General features: G+C 52.9%; 16 protein-coding genes. 13 read left to right on the forward strand and 3 right to left on the reverse strand.

Features of this window, described 5'->3' with window-relative positions; translation table 11 throughout:
- Positions 1-36 precede the first annotated feature (36 nt).
- From fabV to astB, 8 genes are all read left to right on the forward strand, one after another.
- Positions 37-1242 carry an enoyl-ACP reductase FabV gene (gene fabV / locus L1X57_RS10650; RefSeq protein WP_009721547.1) on the forward strand — a complete coding sequence of 402 codons (1206 nt, stop codon included), beginning with the start codon at positions 37-39 and terminating at the stop codon, positions 1240-1242.
- 69 nt (positions 1243-1311) lie between these two features.
- Positions 1312-1527 (forward strand): hypothetical protein, encoded by a 216-nt coding sequence (locus tag L1X57_RS10655; protein ID WP_009721548.1) that lies wholly within the window; start codon positions 1312-1314, stop codon positions 1525-1527.
- A 179-nt stretch (positions 1528-1706) separates the two neighbouring features.
- Positions 1707-2681 (forward strand): GlxA family transcriptional regulator, encoded by a 975-nt coding sequence (locus L1X57_RS10660; protein ID WP_186004627.1) that lies wholly within the window; start codon positions 1707-1709, stop codon positions 2679-2681.
- A 100-nt stretch (positions 2682-2781) separates the two neighbouring features.
- The gene (locus tag L1X57_RS10665; RefSeq protein ID WP_009721550.1) at positions 2782-3996 is read left to right on the forward strand and encodes an aspartate aminotransferase family protein; all 1215 of its coding nucleotides are present in this window, start codon (positions 2782-2784) and stop codon (positions 3994-3996) included.
- A gap of 35 nt (positions 3997-4031) precedes the next feature.
- The gene (locus tag L1X57_RS10670; protein WP_009721551.1) at positions 4032-5096 is read left to right on the forward strand and encodes an arginine N-succinyltransferase; all 1065 of its coding nucleotides are present in this window, start codon (positions 4032-4034) and stop codon (positions 5094-5096) included.
- Positions 5096-6127 (forward strand): arginine N-succinyltransferase, encoded by a 1032-nt coding sequence (gene astA / locus L1X57_RS10675; protein WP_009721552.1) that lies wholly within the window; start codon positions 5096-5098, stop codon positions 6125-6127. The genes L1X57_RS10670 and astA overlap by 1 nt, the downstream gene beginning before the upstream one ends.
- A 91-nt stretch (positions 6128-6218) precedes the next feature.
- Positions 6219-7694, forward strand: coding sequence for a succinylglutamate-semialdehyde dehydrogenase (gene astD, locus L1X57_RS10680; protein ID WP_009721553.1), 1476 nt, complete (start codon positions 6219-6221; stop codon positions 7692-7694).
- Positions 7691-9073 carry an N-succinylarginine dihydrolase gene (astB, locus tag L1X57_RS10685; RefSeq protein ID WP_009721554.1) on the forward strand — a complete coding sequence of 461 codons (1383 nt, stop codon included), beginning with the start codon at positions 7691-7693 and terminating at the stop codon, positions 9071-9073. Before astD ends, astB begins: the two co-directional genes overlap by 4 nt.
- A gap of 275 nt (positions 9074-9348) precedes the next feature.
- Here the strand turns inward: astB and L1X57_RS10690 are convergent, their stop codons facing one another.
- Together L1X57_RS10690 and L1X57_RS10695 are read right to left on the reverse strand one after the other, a co-directional pair.
- On the reverse strand, positions 9349-9615 hold the full coding sequence (locus L1X57_RS10690; protein ID WP_009721555.1) for an NAD(P)H-binding protein: 267 nt from the start codon (positions 9613-9615) through the stop codon (positions 9349-9351).
- 32 nt (positions 9616-9647) lie between these two features.
- Positions 9648-10613: a DMT family transporter gene (locus L1X57_RS10695; RefSeq protein WP_009721556.1), complete on the reverse strand. Its 966-nt coding sequence runs from the start codon at positions 10611-10613 to the stop codon at positions 9648-9650.
- A gap of 100 nt (positions 10614-10713) precedes the next feature.
- Here L1X57_RS10695 and L1X57_RS10700 point away from each other — a divergent pair, with 100 nt between their 5' ends.
- Together L1X57_RS10700 and L1X57_RS10705 are read left to right on the forward strand one after the other, a co-directional pair.
- The gene (locus tag L1X57_RS10700; protein WP_009721557.1) at positions 10714-11217 is read left to right on the forward strand and encodes a MarR family winged helix-turn-helix transcriptional regulator; all 504 of its coding nucleotides are present in this window, start codon (positions 10714-10716) and stop codon (positions 11215-11217) included.
- Positions 11218-11284: 67 nt separating this feature from the next.
- Positions 11285-11878 (forward strand): class I SAM-dependent methyltransferase, encoded by a 594-nt coding sequence (locus tag L1X57_RS10705; protein WP_009721558.1) that lies wholly within the window; start codon positions 11285-11287, stop codon positions 11876-11878.
- A 61-nt stretch (positions 11879-11939) separates the two neighbouring features.
- Here L1X57_RS10705 and L1X57_RS10710 read toward each other — a convergent pair whose 3' ends face one another.
- A complete protein-coding gene (locus L1X57_RS10710) occupies positions 11940-12917 on the reverse strand; it encodes a helix-turn-helix transcriptional regulator (protein WP_009721559.1) in 978 nt (325 codons plus the stop codon).
- 161 nt (positions 12918-13078) lie between these two features.
- Here L1X57_RS10710 and L1X57_RS10715 point away from each other — a divergent pair, with 161 nt between their 5' ends.
- The 3 genes from L1X57_RS10715 (at position 13079) to L1X57_RS10725 (ending at position 15089) form a co-directional block, all read left to right on the forward strand.
- Entirely contained in the window at positions 13079-13714 is a 636-nt protein-coding gene (locus tag L1X57_RS10715; RefSeq protein ID WP_009721560.1) for a glutathione S-transferase family protein, read from the forward strand.
- Positions 13715-13892: 178 nt separating this feature from the next.
- On the forward strand, positions 13893-14597 hold the full coding sequence (gene bluB, locus L1X57_RS10720) for a 5,6-dimethylbenzimidazole synthase (protein WP_009721561.1): 705 nt from the start codon (positions 13893-13895) through the stop codon (positions 14595-14597).
- 111 nt (positions 14598-14708) lie between these two features.
- Positions 14709-15089, forward strand: coding sequence for a DUF1294 domain-containing protein (locus L1X57_RS10725; protein WP_009721562.1), 381 nt, complete (start codon positions 14709-14711; stop codon positions 15087-15089).
- Positions 15090-15168 lie beyond the last annotated feature (79 nt).

Here is a 15168-nt window from a genome sequence, read left to right on the forward strand (position 1 = left end):
GCTGATAGCGACATCAATCTGATAAAGGGGTCCAATGTGATCATTAAACCAAAAGTGCGTGGCTTTATCTGCACCACCACTCACCCTAAAGGCTGCGAGCAAAACGTTCTGGAACAGATTGAAGCGACCCGCGCGCGTGGCTTAGATAAAAGCCAAGGCCCTAAAAAGGTGCTGGTGATTGGTGCTTCCAGTGGCTACGGCTTGGCAGCCCGTATTACGGCTGCCTTTGGTTATGGCGCTGATACCCTAGGCGTCTTCTTTGAAAAGCCCAGCAGTGAGAAAAAAACCGGCACTGCTGGTTGGTATAACAGTGCCGCGTTTGACAAATTTGCCAAGCAAGAGGGCCTGTATAGCAAATCGATCAACGGTGATGCGTTCTCTAACGAAGCGCGGGAAAAAGCCATTGAGTTGATCAAGCAGGACATGGGTGAAATTGATCTGGTGGTGTACTCCCTGGCTTCGCCAGTGCGTAAGTTGCCAGATACTGGGGAAGTAAAGCGCTCGAGTTTGAAGCCGATTGGCGAAACCTACCGCGCTACCGCCATTGATACGAATAAAGACGCCATCATCGAAGCAGAAGTAGAGCCTGCCACCCAGCAAGAGATCGACGATACCATCACGGTGATGGGCGGTGAGGACTGGGAGCTATGGATGAGCGCCCTGGACGAAGCGGGTGTGCTGGCGAAAGGCGCGCGTAGCGTTGCGTTCAGCTATATCGGTACTGAAATCACCTGGCCGATTTACTGGCACGGTGCGCTGGGTAAAGCCAAAGAAGATCTTGATCGCGCGGCTACCGCTATTGATGCCAAACTTAAAGAGACGGGGGGCGGTGCCAATGTTGCCGTACTCAAATCGGTCGTTACCCAGGCTAGTGCCGCGATTCCTGTTATGCCGCTGTATATCGCCATGGTCTACCGCATCATGAAAGAGCAGGGACTACACGAAGGCACTATTGACCAATTAAATCGCCTGTTTGGTGAGCGTCTTTACTCTGGTCAACATGACGATATGGTCACCGATGAAAAAGGACGCCTACGTCTTGATGACTGGGAGCTGCGTGACGACGTACAAAAAGCCTGCCAAGACCTATGGCCAGCCGTCACAACAGAGAACCTATTCGAAATTACCGACTATGCTGGTTATAAGCATGAATTCTTGAAGCTGTTTGGCTTCGAGCGTGATGACGTAGATTACGACGCAGATGTGAACCCTGATGTTCACTTTGATGTCGTTACACTATAGCGCTAAGCGCGACGAGGAGTGTTAATCGCCGCGTTTTTGATCATCTAACCGGAAAGCGAGAGGTGTTGTATGGATACCAAGGAAAGCAAAACCCGGGAAGAAGAGATAGAGCACGTAATGAGCGAACGTTTGCCTGAGGACTTTGAAACATCTCAGCCACAACGGCAGCCGGAAGCGAAAAAGTCCCCTAACGGGCTACATAAAATGCTCCCTTTAATTATTATCGTGATGGGCATTATCGTCGCAGGCATTGTCATCTTTGGGCTTGGCAATAGCGGCGGTTAACGAAGACACATTACTCCTCCTGTTGCCGGGCCTAGTGCCCGGCAATTTTGTATTTATGCCTCCTATTTTAGTTTTAAGAGCCATAGCGCTGCCTTCATTTGCACAATTGGGTAAGATGGCTTTTTGACTAGCTATTTACCTAAGTTGGCGGCGATTTCTATGCAGCAAAGCAACTTGTTATGTCCCCAAGTACGTTGATGTCATCCGCCAGTGAGCGTCGGCGGGTGGCCTTTGTGCTGCTGCCCGGTTTTTCGCTGTTGGCCCATGCGAGCGCTATCGAGCCGCTACAAATGGCCAATCAGCTAAGCGGGCAGATGCTTTATCACACCGTTACGCTCAGCTTAACCGATGAGCCTGTGCGCAGCGGCGCGCAACTTTCCTTGCTAGCTCAGCATGTGTTAGGCGCGCCGCTTGGTCCTCTGGATATGCTATTGGTGTGTGCCCCCACGCCGCTGCCCTATGCGCTGCCCGCCAAGCTAAATGAATGGCTGCGCAGCCATCAGGGCAGAGGCGTTGCTATTGGTGGCCTTGCGGGAGGCACTGAAGTGCTTGCCCGTTGTGGGCTATTAGAAGGCTACCGCGCCACGCTACCCTGGCAGCGATTCGATGCGTTTGCGCAGGCTTACCCCCAAGTCACGCTCTCCAAGCAGCTATTTGAAATTGACCGCGAACGGTTAACCTGTGCCGGCGGCACTGCTGCAATGGATATGATGCTAACGCTGATTGGCAAGCATCACGGCCAGCGCCTTGCCGAGCAGGTTTCCGAGCAGTTTGTCTGCGACCGCATTCGCTTAGCCGATGAACGCCAGCACGTACCGCTGCGTAATCGCCTGGGCCACGCGCCGCAAAGTCTGGTGGATGCTGTTACGTTAATGGAAGCGAATATTGAAGAGCCGCTTTCTACGCTAGAGCTGGCCGAGCATTTGGGTATTTCTCGGCGCCAGTTAGAGCGACTGTTCAAAAAGTATCTGCAGGCAGTACCTAGCCGCTATTACCTGGATTTGCGCCTACAAGATGCGCGTAAACAATTAAGAGAGAGTGATCGGCCGGTAGGTGATATCGCGCTGATGACCGGATTCTCTTCTGGTGCGCACTTTTCTACCGCCTATCGTAATCACTTTGGCATTACACCGCGGGAAGAACGGCTTGGATAAGCGCGGCTTTTCATAATTTACCGTCCCAATACTGAAAGCACGGCGTCTATTGCCCCCCGTATACTGAATCTATCCTTTACTCCACCGGAGGTATCGTCCCATGAGCTACACCCCAAGCCGTCAGGATTTCGATAACTACATGGCGCCAAACTACTCGCCACAACAGATTATTCCAGTGCGTGGCGAAGGCAGCCGCTTGTGGGATCAGCAGGGGCGTGAATATATTGACTTTGCTGGTGGTATTGCAGTGAACTCGCTTGGCCACTGTCATCCGGTGCTAGTGAATGCGCTTAAAGAGCAGGGCGAAAAGCTTTGGCACTTGTCTAATGTGTTCACCAACGAGCCAGCGCTGGCGCTTGCCAAAACACTCACTGAGCGCACCTTTGCCGACAAAGTGTTCTTGTGCTCGTCCGGTGGCGAAGCTAACGAAGCCGCGCTTAAGCTAGCCCGCCGTTGGGCGGTAGACCACCATGGCGAGCATAAAGATAAAATCATTTCGTTTTATCAGTCTTTCCATGGCCGCACTTTCTTCACTGTGAGCGTGGGTGGTCAGCCCAAGTACTCTCAAGGCTTTGGCCCAGTGCCTGGCGGCATTCTGCATGCCAACTTCAATGACCTGGAAAGCGTGCGCAAGCTAGTGGGCGATGACACCTGCGCCATTATGGTTGAGCCGATGCAGGGCGAAGGCGGTATCGTTCCTGCGACCCAAGAGTTTCTTCAGGGCCTGCGCGATCTGTGCGACGAACACAACGCGTTGCTGATTTTTGACGAAGTACAAACGGGTGTTGGCCGCAGCGGTGAACTTTACGCCTACAAAAACTTCGGTATCACCCCCGATATTCTCACCAGTGCCAAATCACTGGGCGGTGGCTTTCCGGTAGGTGCCACCTTAACCACGGATGCGATTGCGAAATCTCTAGCAATTGGTACTCACGGCTCTACCTATGGTGGTAATGCGCTGGCGTCTGCGGTTGCTCTAGCGGCCGTGGAATTCATTGACACCCCCGAGGTGCTTAACGGCGTTAAGCATCGTCACGACCTGTTCCGCGAGCATTTAGAAACCATTAACCGCAAGCATGGCGTGTTTAAAGAGATTCGCGGCATGGGAATGCTAATGGGCGCACAAATGTCGGATGCCTTTGAAGGTCGCGCTAAAGACATTCTACCTCTCGCTATTGAAGAGGGCGTGATGGCACTGATTGCTGGCCCCAACGTGCTGCGTATGGCGCCATCTTTAGTCATTCCAGAAGAAGATATTGCTGAAGGTATGGCGCGTCTAGAACGTGCTATTGAGCGGCTAGTTGCCAGCGCATGAATAGGCAAGAAGCCACACAAGAGGGGGCGTTAAGGATGCTGGTAATCCGACCGGTAACAATGGCTGACCTTCCAGCCCTGGAGCAGTTGGCAGAGCACGCGGTGCCGCGGCTCACCAATCTGCCCGCCAACCGTGATCGGCTTGAGGAGCGCATTGTGCGCTCCCAGGAAGCCTTTAACAGTGAAATAGAGTTCCCTGGTAACGAACATTATATGTTTGTACTGGCGGATGATGATCGTGAGGAAGTGCTAGGCACGGCGACCATTCGTGCCCAGGCAGGTGCAGCGGAAGCCTACTACACCTATCGCCAGGAAACGCTGATTCATGCTTCCCAACAGCTGAATGTGCGTCGAGAAGTGCAAACCTTAGCGCTTTCTCACGAAGCTTCTGATGCCACGCTGCTCTGCGCGCTGTCGCTTAACCCGCGCTACAAAGGTACCAGTGCAGAAAGCCTGTTACGCCGTGCGCGACTGATGTTTATTGCCCAATACCCTGAGCGTTTTTCACGCATTCTGGCGGTCGCCTTTCCGGGCTATCTGGATAGCAAAAATGAGTCGCCTTTTTGGGAAAGCGTTGGTCGTCACTTTTTTGCGCGCAGCTTCCAAGAAATGAATCACATGGCTGGCGTTCGCTCGAAAAGTTTCATTGCTGAAGTGATGCCGCAGTTTCCGCTTTATCTACCGCTGCTAACGCCTCAGGCGCGAGCTGCTATTGGCCGAGAGCACCCCGCCCATGAAGACGCGCTAGCAGAAATGTTGGCAGAAGGCTTTGTGCGTTCTCGCCATGTCGATATTTTCGACGCAGGGCCGATTGTAAAAGCTGAGCGTGAGCGATTGGAAACCTTCCGTCGTGCTGCTTGGCATCCGGTCAGGGTACGTCCTGAGCACGCACTGCCCGATGCAGAGCCAGCGATGATTGCCAACCAAACCTTAGGCGATTTCCGTTGTATTGTGGCGCGTTATGCGCTTTCGCCTACCGGACAATTGATGCTTTCACCGCAGCACGCTGAACGGTTAGGTGTTGAAGAGGGGCGCGCGGTGCTGGCAGCGCCGTTAACCCTGCCAAGCGCGGTAGATGCGCTTGATGAAGGAGAGATGTAATGCGCATTCGACCCATTGCCCGCGACGATTTGGATGGGCTCCAGGCACTTGCGCAACAGGCAGGCGTTGGCTTTACCTCACTGCCGGATAACCGTGAGTTTTTGGCTGGCAAAATTGAAGCTGCCGCCCGTGCCTTTGAAGAGCGCACACCCGCCGATGATCGACTCTACTTCTTTGTACTGGAAGATGAGCAGAATGGAGAACTGGCCGGTTGTTGTGCCATCGAGGGCCAAGTAGGTCGCGAAGTGCCGTTTTATAATTATCGGTTAGGCACATTGGCACACTCTTCGGTGCAGTTAGACTTGCACCGTACGATTGACACGCTATTTTTAAGCTCCGATCACACCGGCGATGCGGAAGTGTGCTCGCTGTTCTTACGCCCTGAATATCGCGGCGAAGCGAATAAACACCTACGTAATGGTGCACTTCTTTCCAAAGCGCGTTGGCTGTTTATTGCTCAGTTTCGTGACCGTTTTCCGCAGAAAGTATTGGCGGAAATGCGTGGTGTGTTTGATGAACATAACACCAGCCCTTTTTGGGAAAGTCTGGGTAAACACTTCTTTCCCATGGACTTTAACGAAGCCGATCGGTTAACCGGTCTGGGGCAGAAAAGCTTTATCGGCGAGCTGATGCCTAAGTTTCCGATCTACACCACGTTTATGTCGGAAGAGGCGCGTGCCTGCATTGGCCAAGTGCACCGCCATACGCGTCCCGCTTTGGAAATGCTCAAGAAAGAAGGACTACGCTGGGAAGGCTATGTCGATATTTTCGATGGTGGCCCCACGGTGGAGGCCTATATTGACGACGTGCGGGCGATTCGTAATTCACGGCTCTGCCAGGTGGAAGTTTCACAAAGCGCACCAGACGAGAGCGTTAGCCGCTGGCTGGCAGCCACTACCGAGATGCTTAACTTCACCGCTAGTTGGATAGGCCGCGCGCCTACCCAGGAAAACACTATCGTGCTTAACCAGCAAGAAGCGGACCGCCTGGGTGTGACAACGGGTGACCACGTTCGTTTGTTGGAAACCTAGCTCTTCAAAAATAGCGTTTTACGATAGTTTTTCACAATAGCTTTTAAGAACAAGTACACATAACAAGCTCGCATAAGGGAAGGAGATAACGATGCACGCCCAACAGCAGCAACTGATTAACGGCGCCTGGGTAACGGGCGATGCCGACACCTTCACAAAGCACGATCCTGTTGCGGGAACACTGCTTTGGCAAGGTGCTTCGGCTTCAAACGCACAGGTTGGCGCCGCTATCGATGCCGCGCGTGTGGCTTTCCCTGAATGGGCGCGCACAACGTTTGCTGAGCGCCAAGCACTTGTTGAACGGTTTGTTGACGTGCTGACGGCCCGCCGCGAAGACTTAGCGGTAGCGATTGCCTCTGAGACCGGCAAGCCGCTTTGGGAAGCACGCACTGAAGCTGGTGCGATGGTCGGTAAGGTGGCGCTATCTATCAAGGCCTACCATGAGCGCACGGGTGAGCGAGAAAAAGAAGTGGGTAGTGCGAAAGCCGTACTGCGTCATCGCCCTCACGGTGTCATGGTGGTATTTGGCCCCTACAACTTCCCCGGCCACCTGCCCAACGGCCATATGGTGCCCGCGTTGCTCGCTGGCAATACCGTGGTGTTTAAACCCAGCGACCAAACGCCGCTTACTGCCGATTTAACTCTGCAATGCTGGGTGGAAGCGGGGCTGCCTGCTGGGGTGATTAACTTAGTACAGGGTGGTGTCGCTGTAGGGCAAGCCTTAGCAGCGCATCCAGGTATCGATGGCCTGCTGTTTACTGGTAGCGCGAAAGTGGGTGGCATGCTGCAGCAGCAGTTCGCCGGGCAGTTGGATAAAATCCTCGCCTTGGAGCTGGGCGGCAACAACCCGTTAATAGTGAAAGATGTCGACGATGAGCGTGCTGCCGTACTGACTATTTTGCAGTCGGCGTTTTTATCCGGCGGCCAGCGCTGTACCTGTGCCCGTCGTTTGATGGTGCCGAATGGAGAGGTCGGTGACCGCCTGATCGACGCACTTTCTGATGCTATCGCCAAGCTACATGTGGCCGGACAGTTTGAGGAAGCACCTGCTGCGCCGTTCTATGGCGGTTTGGTCAGCGTGGCGGCTGCCGATGGTTTGCTCAAGGCGCAAGACGAGCTGGAGGCCATGGGCGGTACGGTGATTAACCGTATGCAACGCCTTAAAGATAACACCAGCCTATTAAGCCCTGCATTGATTGATGTAACGGGAATGGACGTGCCCGACGAGGAGCATTTCGGCCCGTTGCTGAAAATCCATCGTTACAGCGATTGGGATGAAGCGTTAGCGCTGGCTAACGATACACGCTATGGCTTGTCTGCAGGACTCATCGGTGGCGATAAAGCTGACTGGGACGACTTTCTGCTGCGCATTCGTGCAGGGATTGTTAACTGGAACCGCCAAACCACAGGTGCCTCTGGCGACGCCCCCTTTGGCGGCGTAGGCGACAGCGGTAACCATCGCCCAAGCGCTTACTATGCGGCGGACTACTGCGCTTACCCGGTGGCGTCTATGGAAGCCGACACCTTGGAAATGCCAGAAACTCTGCCGCCGGGAGTCAACCTATGAGCGACGTGGTGAATAGCAACGTAGTGAATAGCAACGTCAGAGAAGTCAATTTTGACGGTTTGGTAGGGCCAACCCATAACTACTCAGGTCTGGCCCACGGCAACGTGGCGTCTATGAGTCATGGTGGGTTGGTTTCCAACCCGAAAGAGGGCGCGTTACAGGGGCTTGCCAAGATGAAGTCGCTGATGGACGCGGGCTACGCCCAGGGCGTCCTGCCTCCTCAACAGCGCCCGGATGTAGGCGCACTAAGAGATTTAGGTTTCAGCGGCAGTAATAGTGACGTGCTCACCCGAGCTGCAAAAGAGGCCCCTCAGCTGCTGCGGGCGGTTTGCTCGGCTTCCAGCATGTGGACGGCCAACGCAGGCACCGTTACCCCCAGTATTGACGCGCCTGATCGCCGGGTGCATTTCACACCAGCGAACCTACAGTCGAGCTTTCATCGCTACCTGGAGCCGCAAACCACCGGTCGTGTGCTACAGGCTATTTTCCACGATGAACAGCACTTTGCTCACCATCCAGTACTGCCTGCAACGCCTGCCTTTTCTGATGAAGGTGCCGCGAATCATACCCGACTATGCGGTGAACATGGCGAGCCAGGTGTTCACCTGTTTGTGTATGGTCGCCAAGCATTTGGTGACGTGCGTAGCGGTGAGCGTGAGCCAAAACGCTTCCCCGCTCGGCAAACCCTGGAAGCCAGTCAAGCGGTGGCCCGCCAGCATGGGCTAACGGATGCACAAACGGTGTTTGCTCAGCAGCACCCAGATGCCATCGACGCGGGTGTCTTCCATAACGATGTGATTGCCGTGGGTAATGGCCCCGTGCTGCTCTATCACGAAATGGCCTTTTGGGATGAAACGCGCACCTTGGATGAGCTGCGCGCCAAAATGTCTACGCCACTGATTCCGGTGCGAGTTCCGTTAGACGCGGTGAGCATGGAAGATGCGGTAGCATCGTACTTGTTCAACTCCCAGCTACTTTCCAACCCGGACGGCACCATGACGCTGGTAGTGCCCAGCGAATGCCAAGAGCGCGAAGCCGTCTGGCGCACGATTCAGGACTTTATTCTGGCGGGCAATAACCCTATTGGTGAAGTGGTCGTTAAAGATGTTAAGCAGAGCATGCGCAACGGCGGTGGCCCCGCCTGCCTGCGTTTGCGTGTTGCTTTATCGGAAGCTGAACAGGCAGCGTTGACCGGCCGCGTGTTAATGAATGATGCGCTGTACGATGACCTGACCGCCTGGGTTAATCGCCACTACCGTGATCGCCTAGCGGCAGATGACCTTGCCGACCCCCAGCTCGCCACTGAAGTGCTCACCGCGCTGGACGAGCTAACGCAATTGCTAAAGGTTGGGCCTGTCTATCCGTTCCAATTGAGTTAACCACTCTAGCTCAGTACGCAAAAACGCCAAGGCACTGCCTTGGCGTTTTTGCTTCATCGAGCATCGCCACCGCAAAATCCTCCATTGAAATACGAGACTCTCCGTTCTTGTCCACGCTGTGCGCGTTTCAGCAAGGCACCGTTAATATTGTGCTTGGCAAACCTTGGCAATTTCTAATGCCGTCACCGGTAGGAAGTCTGTGGCTGTTAAGACCGTCTCACCGTTGCGTCCTGGGGTTAGTAATCGAGCCACACGTTGTTCTGCGAGGGCGCTCTCTAGATATCACATCCGTTAGTCACCAACAGCGCTTCTTGCCCCTCTGGTGGACGAACAGCGCTGATCAGTAAATCTTTGCCCTCAACCACCTGCGCTAACTGGTGCGGGTCGGATATATCGGCGACACAGTAGCTTGCCTCAGCAGGCAGCTTATTACGCTGATTTTCAGCTCCTACTACGCCAGTGACGTGATGTCCTCGTGCTAACGCTTCACTCATAAGGCGTGTTCCAACGTCGCCTGCGGCACCCAATATCGCGATTTTCATGATAGTTATTCCTTGATTTAGTTAATCTAGGCTTAGTTAATCTTGGATGGGTTGTTGTTGATTTGGTCAGCGCTAGGAAGCGGATTGGCTTTGCCAATGTTGAGCAGGAAAACACCTGCGCCAATTAATACGATGCCTAGTAGTAAGCCCTCAGGGGCGGCTTCTCCCTGGAGGAAGATGGCAACAGGCACCCCCACGACAGCTCCAACGGAACCCAGTAAGCTCAGGAACACAGGGCCACCGCTTTTCTGCAGCAGGAACAGTAGTAAGAATTGGCCAGCGAACACTAGCGCTTGGAGCGCAATCAGCATGATGGGCAAGTGGTGTTGAGTTGGAACATTTAATGAAAAAACCGGTAAAAACCCTACTCCTAACAGGATTACAACGGCGGCGATGAGCATGCCGGGGGCTAGCGCATCGCTGGATACGCCTTCAGGCCAGCGTAATGTTCGGTAAACGTTGCCGATGGCTAATAGCACTGGCCCAGCCAGGGCAATGAGGATCCATAAGTGATCGGCATCAGGCGCTGAAAGCTTATTGGCGGCTAAGGTGATAGCACCCAACAGCGCAGACATAACGCCAGCCGCTCGAATAAATTGAAACTTTTCTATTTTCAATAACAGCGCACCAACGTAGGTGAGAAGCGGCGGTAGCGTAATGATCAGCGCAACGAACCCAGCACCCACATGCGGGATAGCGGAGAAAAAGATCAAGTTAGAGCCAGCCACGCCAAGCAGTGCGGATACTGAGTAATACTCGACGGTGCGGAGGTTGATAGGCGGTAAATGGCCGCGTATTGCTGAGATGGCCAGCAAAATAAGCGCAGCCCCTGTGATTGACCAAAACAGAAATGCGAGTGCTGATAGCTGCATTTCCCCGGCAAGTTTAGCCAAATTTGTCGATAGGCCAAGTAGTGCTCCACCTGATAGTAGGTAAATCAGTGGAGCAAGCCAGACCCTTTTTGGTGAGTGTGTTGCAATTGTGTTTGATAATGTCATCAGATACGCTCTCGATTGATGTCTTGATATCAAGATATATGCCGGGTTTCTTGACGTCAAGATAAATGAGCTGAGCAATAATTAGGAGCGCAGTACTTCTATGGATCATGTGGATAGGGATCATGTGGATAGCATTCTTAATCAGTGGCGGCAGGAAAGGCCTGACCTTAATGTTGCACCGATGGCCACCCTTGGACGGATTAAGCGACTGAACTACTGCTTAAACCGTGAACTAGAAAAAACCTGGACAAAGTACGGGCTGAATGGTGCAAGCTTTGACGTTTTGGCGACCCTTCGTCGAGAAGGCCCCCCATTTGCGTTGTCGCCAGGGGGGTTGATGGCTTCCACGATGGTGACCTCTGGCACCATGACTCACCGTATCAACCTGTTGGAAAAGGCTGGTTTGATTGAGCGGGTCAAAAACCCAGAGGATGGGCGCGGTTTTTTGATCTCTCTTTCACAGCGTGGTTTTGAATTGATTGATGAGGCGGTTACCGCTCATGTGGAAGCTCAGGCGCAGCTCACTAGCGGCTTAAGTGAAGAACAACTGGCGCAATTAGATGCTCTGCTGAAGCAGTTTTTAGCGGGATTGGAGCAACAGTAATATGTGCCATAACCGCTTACACATCGATATATGCTGCGCTCACTTATAAAAGTGTTGAGGTGTTGGAATGAGCGAGCAAACATATCTCGAAAAGTCACTCAGCGCTGCGGTTTATCCGCCATTAAAGCGGGCGCTTGGCGTTGTAGACACTACCTTGCCTAGGGTTGCCGTTGATGCAGGCTGCGGAGCAGGGCGCGATGCACTGTTCTTGATGGAGCACGGCTATACGGTGCATGCCTATGATAAAAGTGATGTGGCGATAGCTCGATTAGAGGAGGTTGGAGGGCGCTATATTAATCAAACTCTAATTTCTCAAGTGTGCAGCTTTGAGCGGTTTGTGTATCCAAAAACGGCGCCCATTAATGCATGCTCAAGCCTATTTTTTTGTGATCCTGGGCTATTTGCCAGCGCTTGGCAAAACCTTACGCGTTCACTATTGAAGGGCGGTGTATTCTGTGGCCATTTTATGGGCCCCAATGACACCTGGGCAAAAATGGGGCGAGGAGATTTATCGATACACACCTATTCTGATATCCAAGCGCTTTTTAAGGATCAGTTTAAGGTAATAGATATTGTTGAGCACAACACGGAAGGTACGACACTGCTTGGCAAGTCCAAGCATTGGCATATTTATACCGTTGTTGCTCAGAAAGTCATTTGACTACTCCTTACAGGGCTAGTGGATATATCCCGCTGCGCTGGCGACTAAATTGATCTCGCTATTAACTAGCGTCGCTAACAGAGTTCCCACAACTTGCCAGTAAATCATTGGCTCGTTCACGCAAGGCATCCTTCAACGCCGTTGGCTTCAGTACGGTGAACCGAAATGGGAGCTGTGCCAGCCAACTGGCAAGCCACTCGAAACTGTCGGTTTGGGTATTGATTAGCAGCCCGCCTTCCACCTGTTCGTGGGGGCTTGCACAAAGAGCCTGGAAACCGAATACGGCATTAGCGGTGTTGAGATCGGTGTGGAGTATTAGCGACACCTCATAGGGTTGGCTCCAGGACGAAAAGCTTTCACTCAAAAAATCCGCCGCATCGAAATTGGCTGGGCGCATAAATGTATCGCACTGAAGGTGAACATCGCTGATACGATCCAGACGAAAGGACCGCATAGCCCCCCGCAAATGACATAAGCCAGCGACATACCAGCGTCCCAACTGAAAAACTAGGCCGTAGGGGTCAATTCTACGCGCTATCGGTCCCTGCTGTGGAGAGTGGTAGATAAGCCCCACCGTTCGCATGGTTTCTGTGGCTTTGGTCAGCGTTTCAAGAGCTCGGTTATCAAGGCTGGGTGCACCACGGGGTAGAATTACCCGAGTGGTATCACTAACACCCCGCATGCGGCTTTTAAGGTTGGCGGGCATCACTCGCTCAAGTTTCGCCTGAGCACTGGCAATGGCGGGAGCTGCTTCCGTAAGGCCAAGCTGGTGGGCGGCTAGCAACCCCAGGGATATAGCGAGGGTCTCTTCGTCGGTAAACATCATCGGTGGGAGCTTAAACCCAGCCACTAACCGGTAGCCGCCGTAACGTCCTTGCTCGGTCAAAATCGGCACGCCCATGTCTTCCAGCAGTGTCATGTAACGACGGATGGTGCGTCGGTCGACGCCGAGGCGCTCTGCTAGTTCGGCACTGCCCATCTGTCCATGGGTCTGCAATAATTCAAGCACAGCAAGCACGCGTGTTGTGGGGTTCGCCATGCGGCCTTCCTCCTGGAACGAGTTTTGAAGCCTGAACTCAAGCATTGCAGACGAATTAAATTATTGCGTTTATATAGGACAAGTTCTCACCTATTTACAAATTAACCTGATCTCGCAGTAACTCACGTCATCTGAAGCATTGACTGAAAAAGGAGATCAGCATGTCAGAACTAATTTTTTACACTCACCCTATGTCCCGCGGCCGTGTGGTGCGCTGGATGCTAGAAGAGCTAGGTATTTCCTACGTGACAAAGGCCATGGAGTACGGCGCTGAGATGAAAAGTCCGGAGTACTTAGCCATTAATCCCATGGGTAAAATACCGGCGATCAAGCACGGCAACACTGTCGTCACCGAGGTCGCGGCCATCTTGGCTTATCTAGCAGATCAGTTTCCAGATAAAAAGCTGGCTCCGCCGTTGGAATCCCCTGCACGCGGTGCTTACTGTCGCTGGCTGTTTTTCATGGCCGGTCCCTTTGAGATGGCCACCAGTGCAATGGCCTATGGGTGGAAAATTGATGACAGTAACGCCCAGGCCGTTGGCTGTGGCCGCCTAGAAGACAGTATTAATACTCTGGAAAGGGCGCTGGAAAAAACGCCGTATATTTGTGGCGATCAATTCACCGCAGCGGATATCTTGCTCAGCAGCTACCTATGGTGGGAAATAATGCAGAAAAACATTCCGCCAAAAGAGGTGTTCAAAGAATACATAGAGCGCACTGAAAGCAGGCCCGCCGCCAAACGTGCGAATGCAATAGATGACGAGCTGGCTACGAAAATGAAGCCTGTTTCATTCTAGCGATCATCCTGTGTCATCGCCCTGGTCGGTGGTATTAGCGGGCTGGGGCGTTAGCAGGTCCAGATCACTCGACTCACCGCTGCTTGGAATCTAACTCTGTTGCTGCTCTATTCATGAACGCAGCAACGTTCTGGGGTAGGCTGCACTTATATTTGTATTATCAAAGGCCTTACACCCAATGAGTACTCCAAGCCACCACTTTTCAGACGCTGAAAAGCACGGGCTATACCGCGCCATTTATGAGCGGCGCGATGTGCGCTCACAGTTCTTACCTGATCCCATTGCCCCCGAGATTTTAGCAAGACTGCTAAAGGCTGCCCACCACGCACCTTCAGTAGGGTTTATGCAGCCCTGGGATTTTGTTGTGATCAAAAGCCGCGAGGTTAGAGCGTCGATAGTGGCGATGTTCGAGCAAGAAAACCAAAAAGCCGCCGAGCGGTTTGAGGGAGAACGCAAGGAGCGCTACCAAGGCTTGAAACTACAAGGCATTTTGGAAAGTCCGATTAATCTCTGCATTACTTGTGACCGTAGCCGAGGCGGCCCCCATGTGCTAGGGCGCAATAGCATTGTGGATACCGACCTTTTCAGCACGTGTTTAGCCGTGCAAAACCTCTGGCTAGCGGCACGGGCAGAAGGCATTGGCGTTGGCTGGGTAAGTATTCTTGACCAAGATCAGCTAGGCACGGCGTTGAAGTTGCCTGAACATGTTTATCCGTTGGCTTATCTTTGCCTTGGTTATGTCAGTGAGTTTTTAGATCAGCCAGAGCTGGAAGCAAAAGGCTGGCGCTCCCGGCTTTCATTAAATGAGTTGGTGCACAGCGATGGCTGGGGCGGTTCGTTGGCAGAAAGCCCGCTTTTAGCTGCTTTGCAAGAACACGAATAGCCGAGCTTTTGAGCGGTGGGGCGTTCGTGAGTGTCTGCGTTGATTTGCTGTCGTTGTGATGGGGGCTCATCAACAGAATAATCGAGGCTCAAGGAGAGGAGCAAAACCATCATGTTGAATAGAAAGGCTAGCGCACCTCGGCACGTGAAAGGCACTGTGGGGCGGTCACTAGTCATAACGCTGACATTTTTTGCGCTACTGGCCGTCGCGGTCGTCATCGAAAAGCTACCTATGTGGTTGCTGTTCATCTACCTAGCGGTCAGTGTGGTGACATGTCTTACTTATGCGGTAGATAAATCCGCTGCACAAAAAAACGCGCAGCGGATTTCCGAAAATACCTTGCATGTGTTGTCACTATTGGGCGGCTGGCCCGGGGCAATGGTTGCACAGCAATGGCTTCGCCACAAAACACAAAAGCGTGCCTTCAGGCGTATATTTTGGATGACGGTGCTGCTCAATCTGACCGCGCTTGCTAGTTGGATATGGGCATAATTTTCAAATGACTTAATCTCTTAACGTTTATCTCCTAGGCTATATAGCAGAATGCTTGTTACGCACTGATAAAGGCAAC

Source organism: Halomonas sp. TD01 (assembly GCF_923868895.1).
GTDB lineage: Bacteria > Pseudomonadota > Gammaproteobacteria > Pseudomonadales > Halomonadaceae > Vreelandella.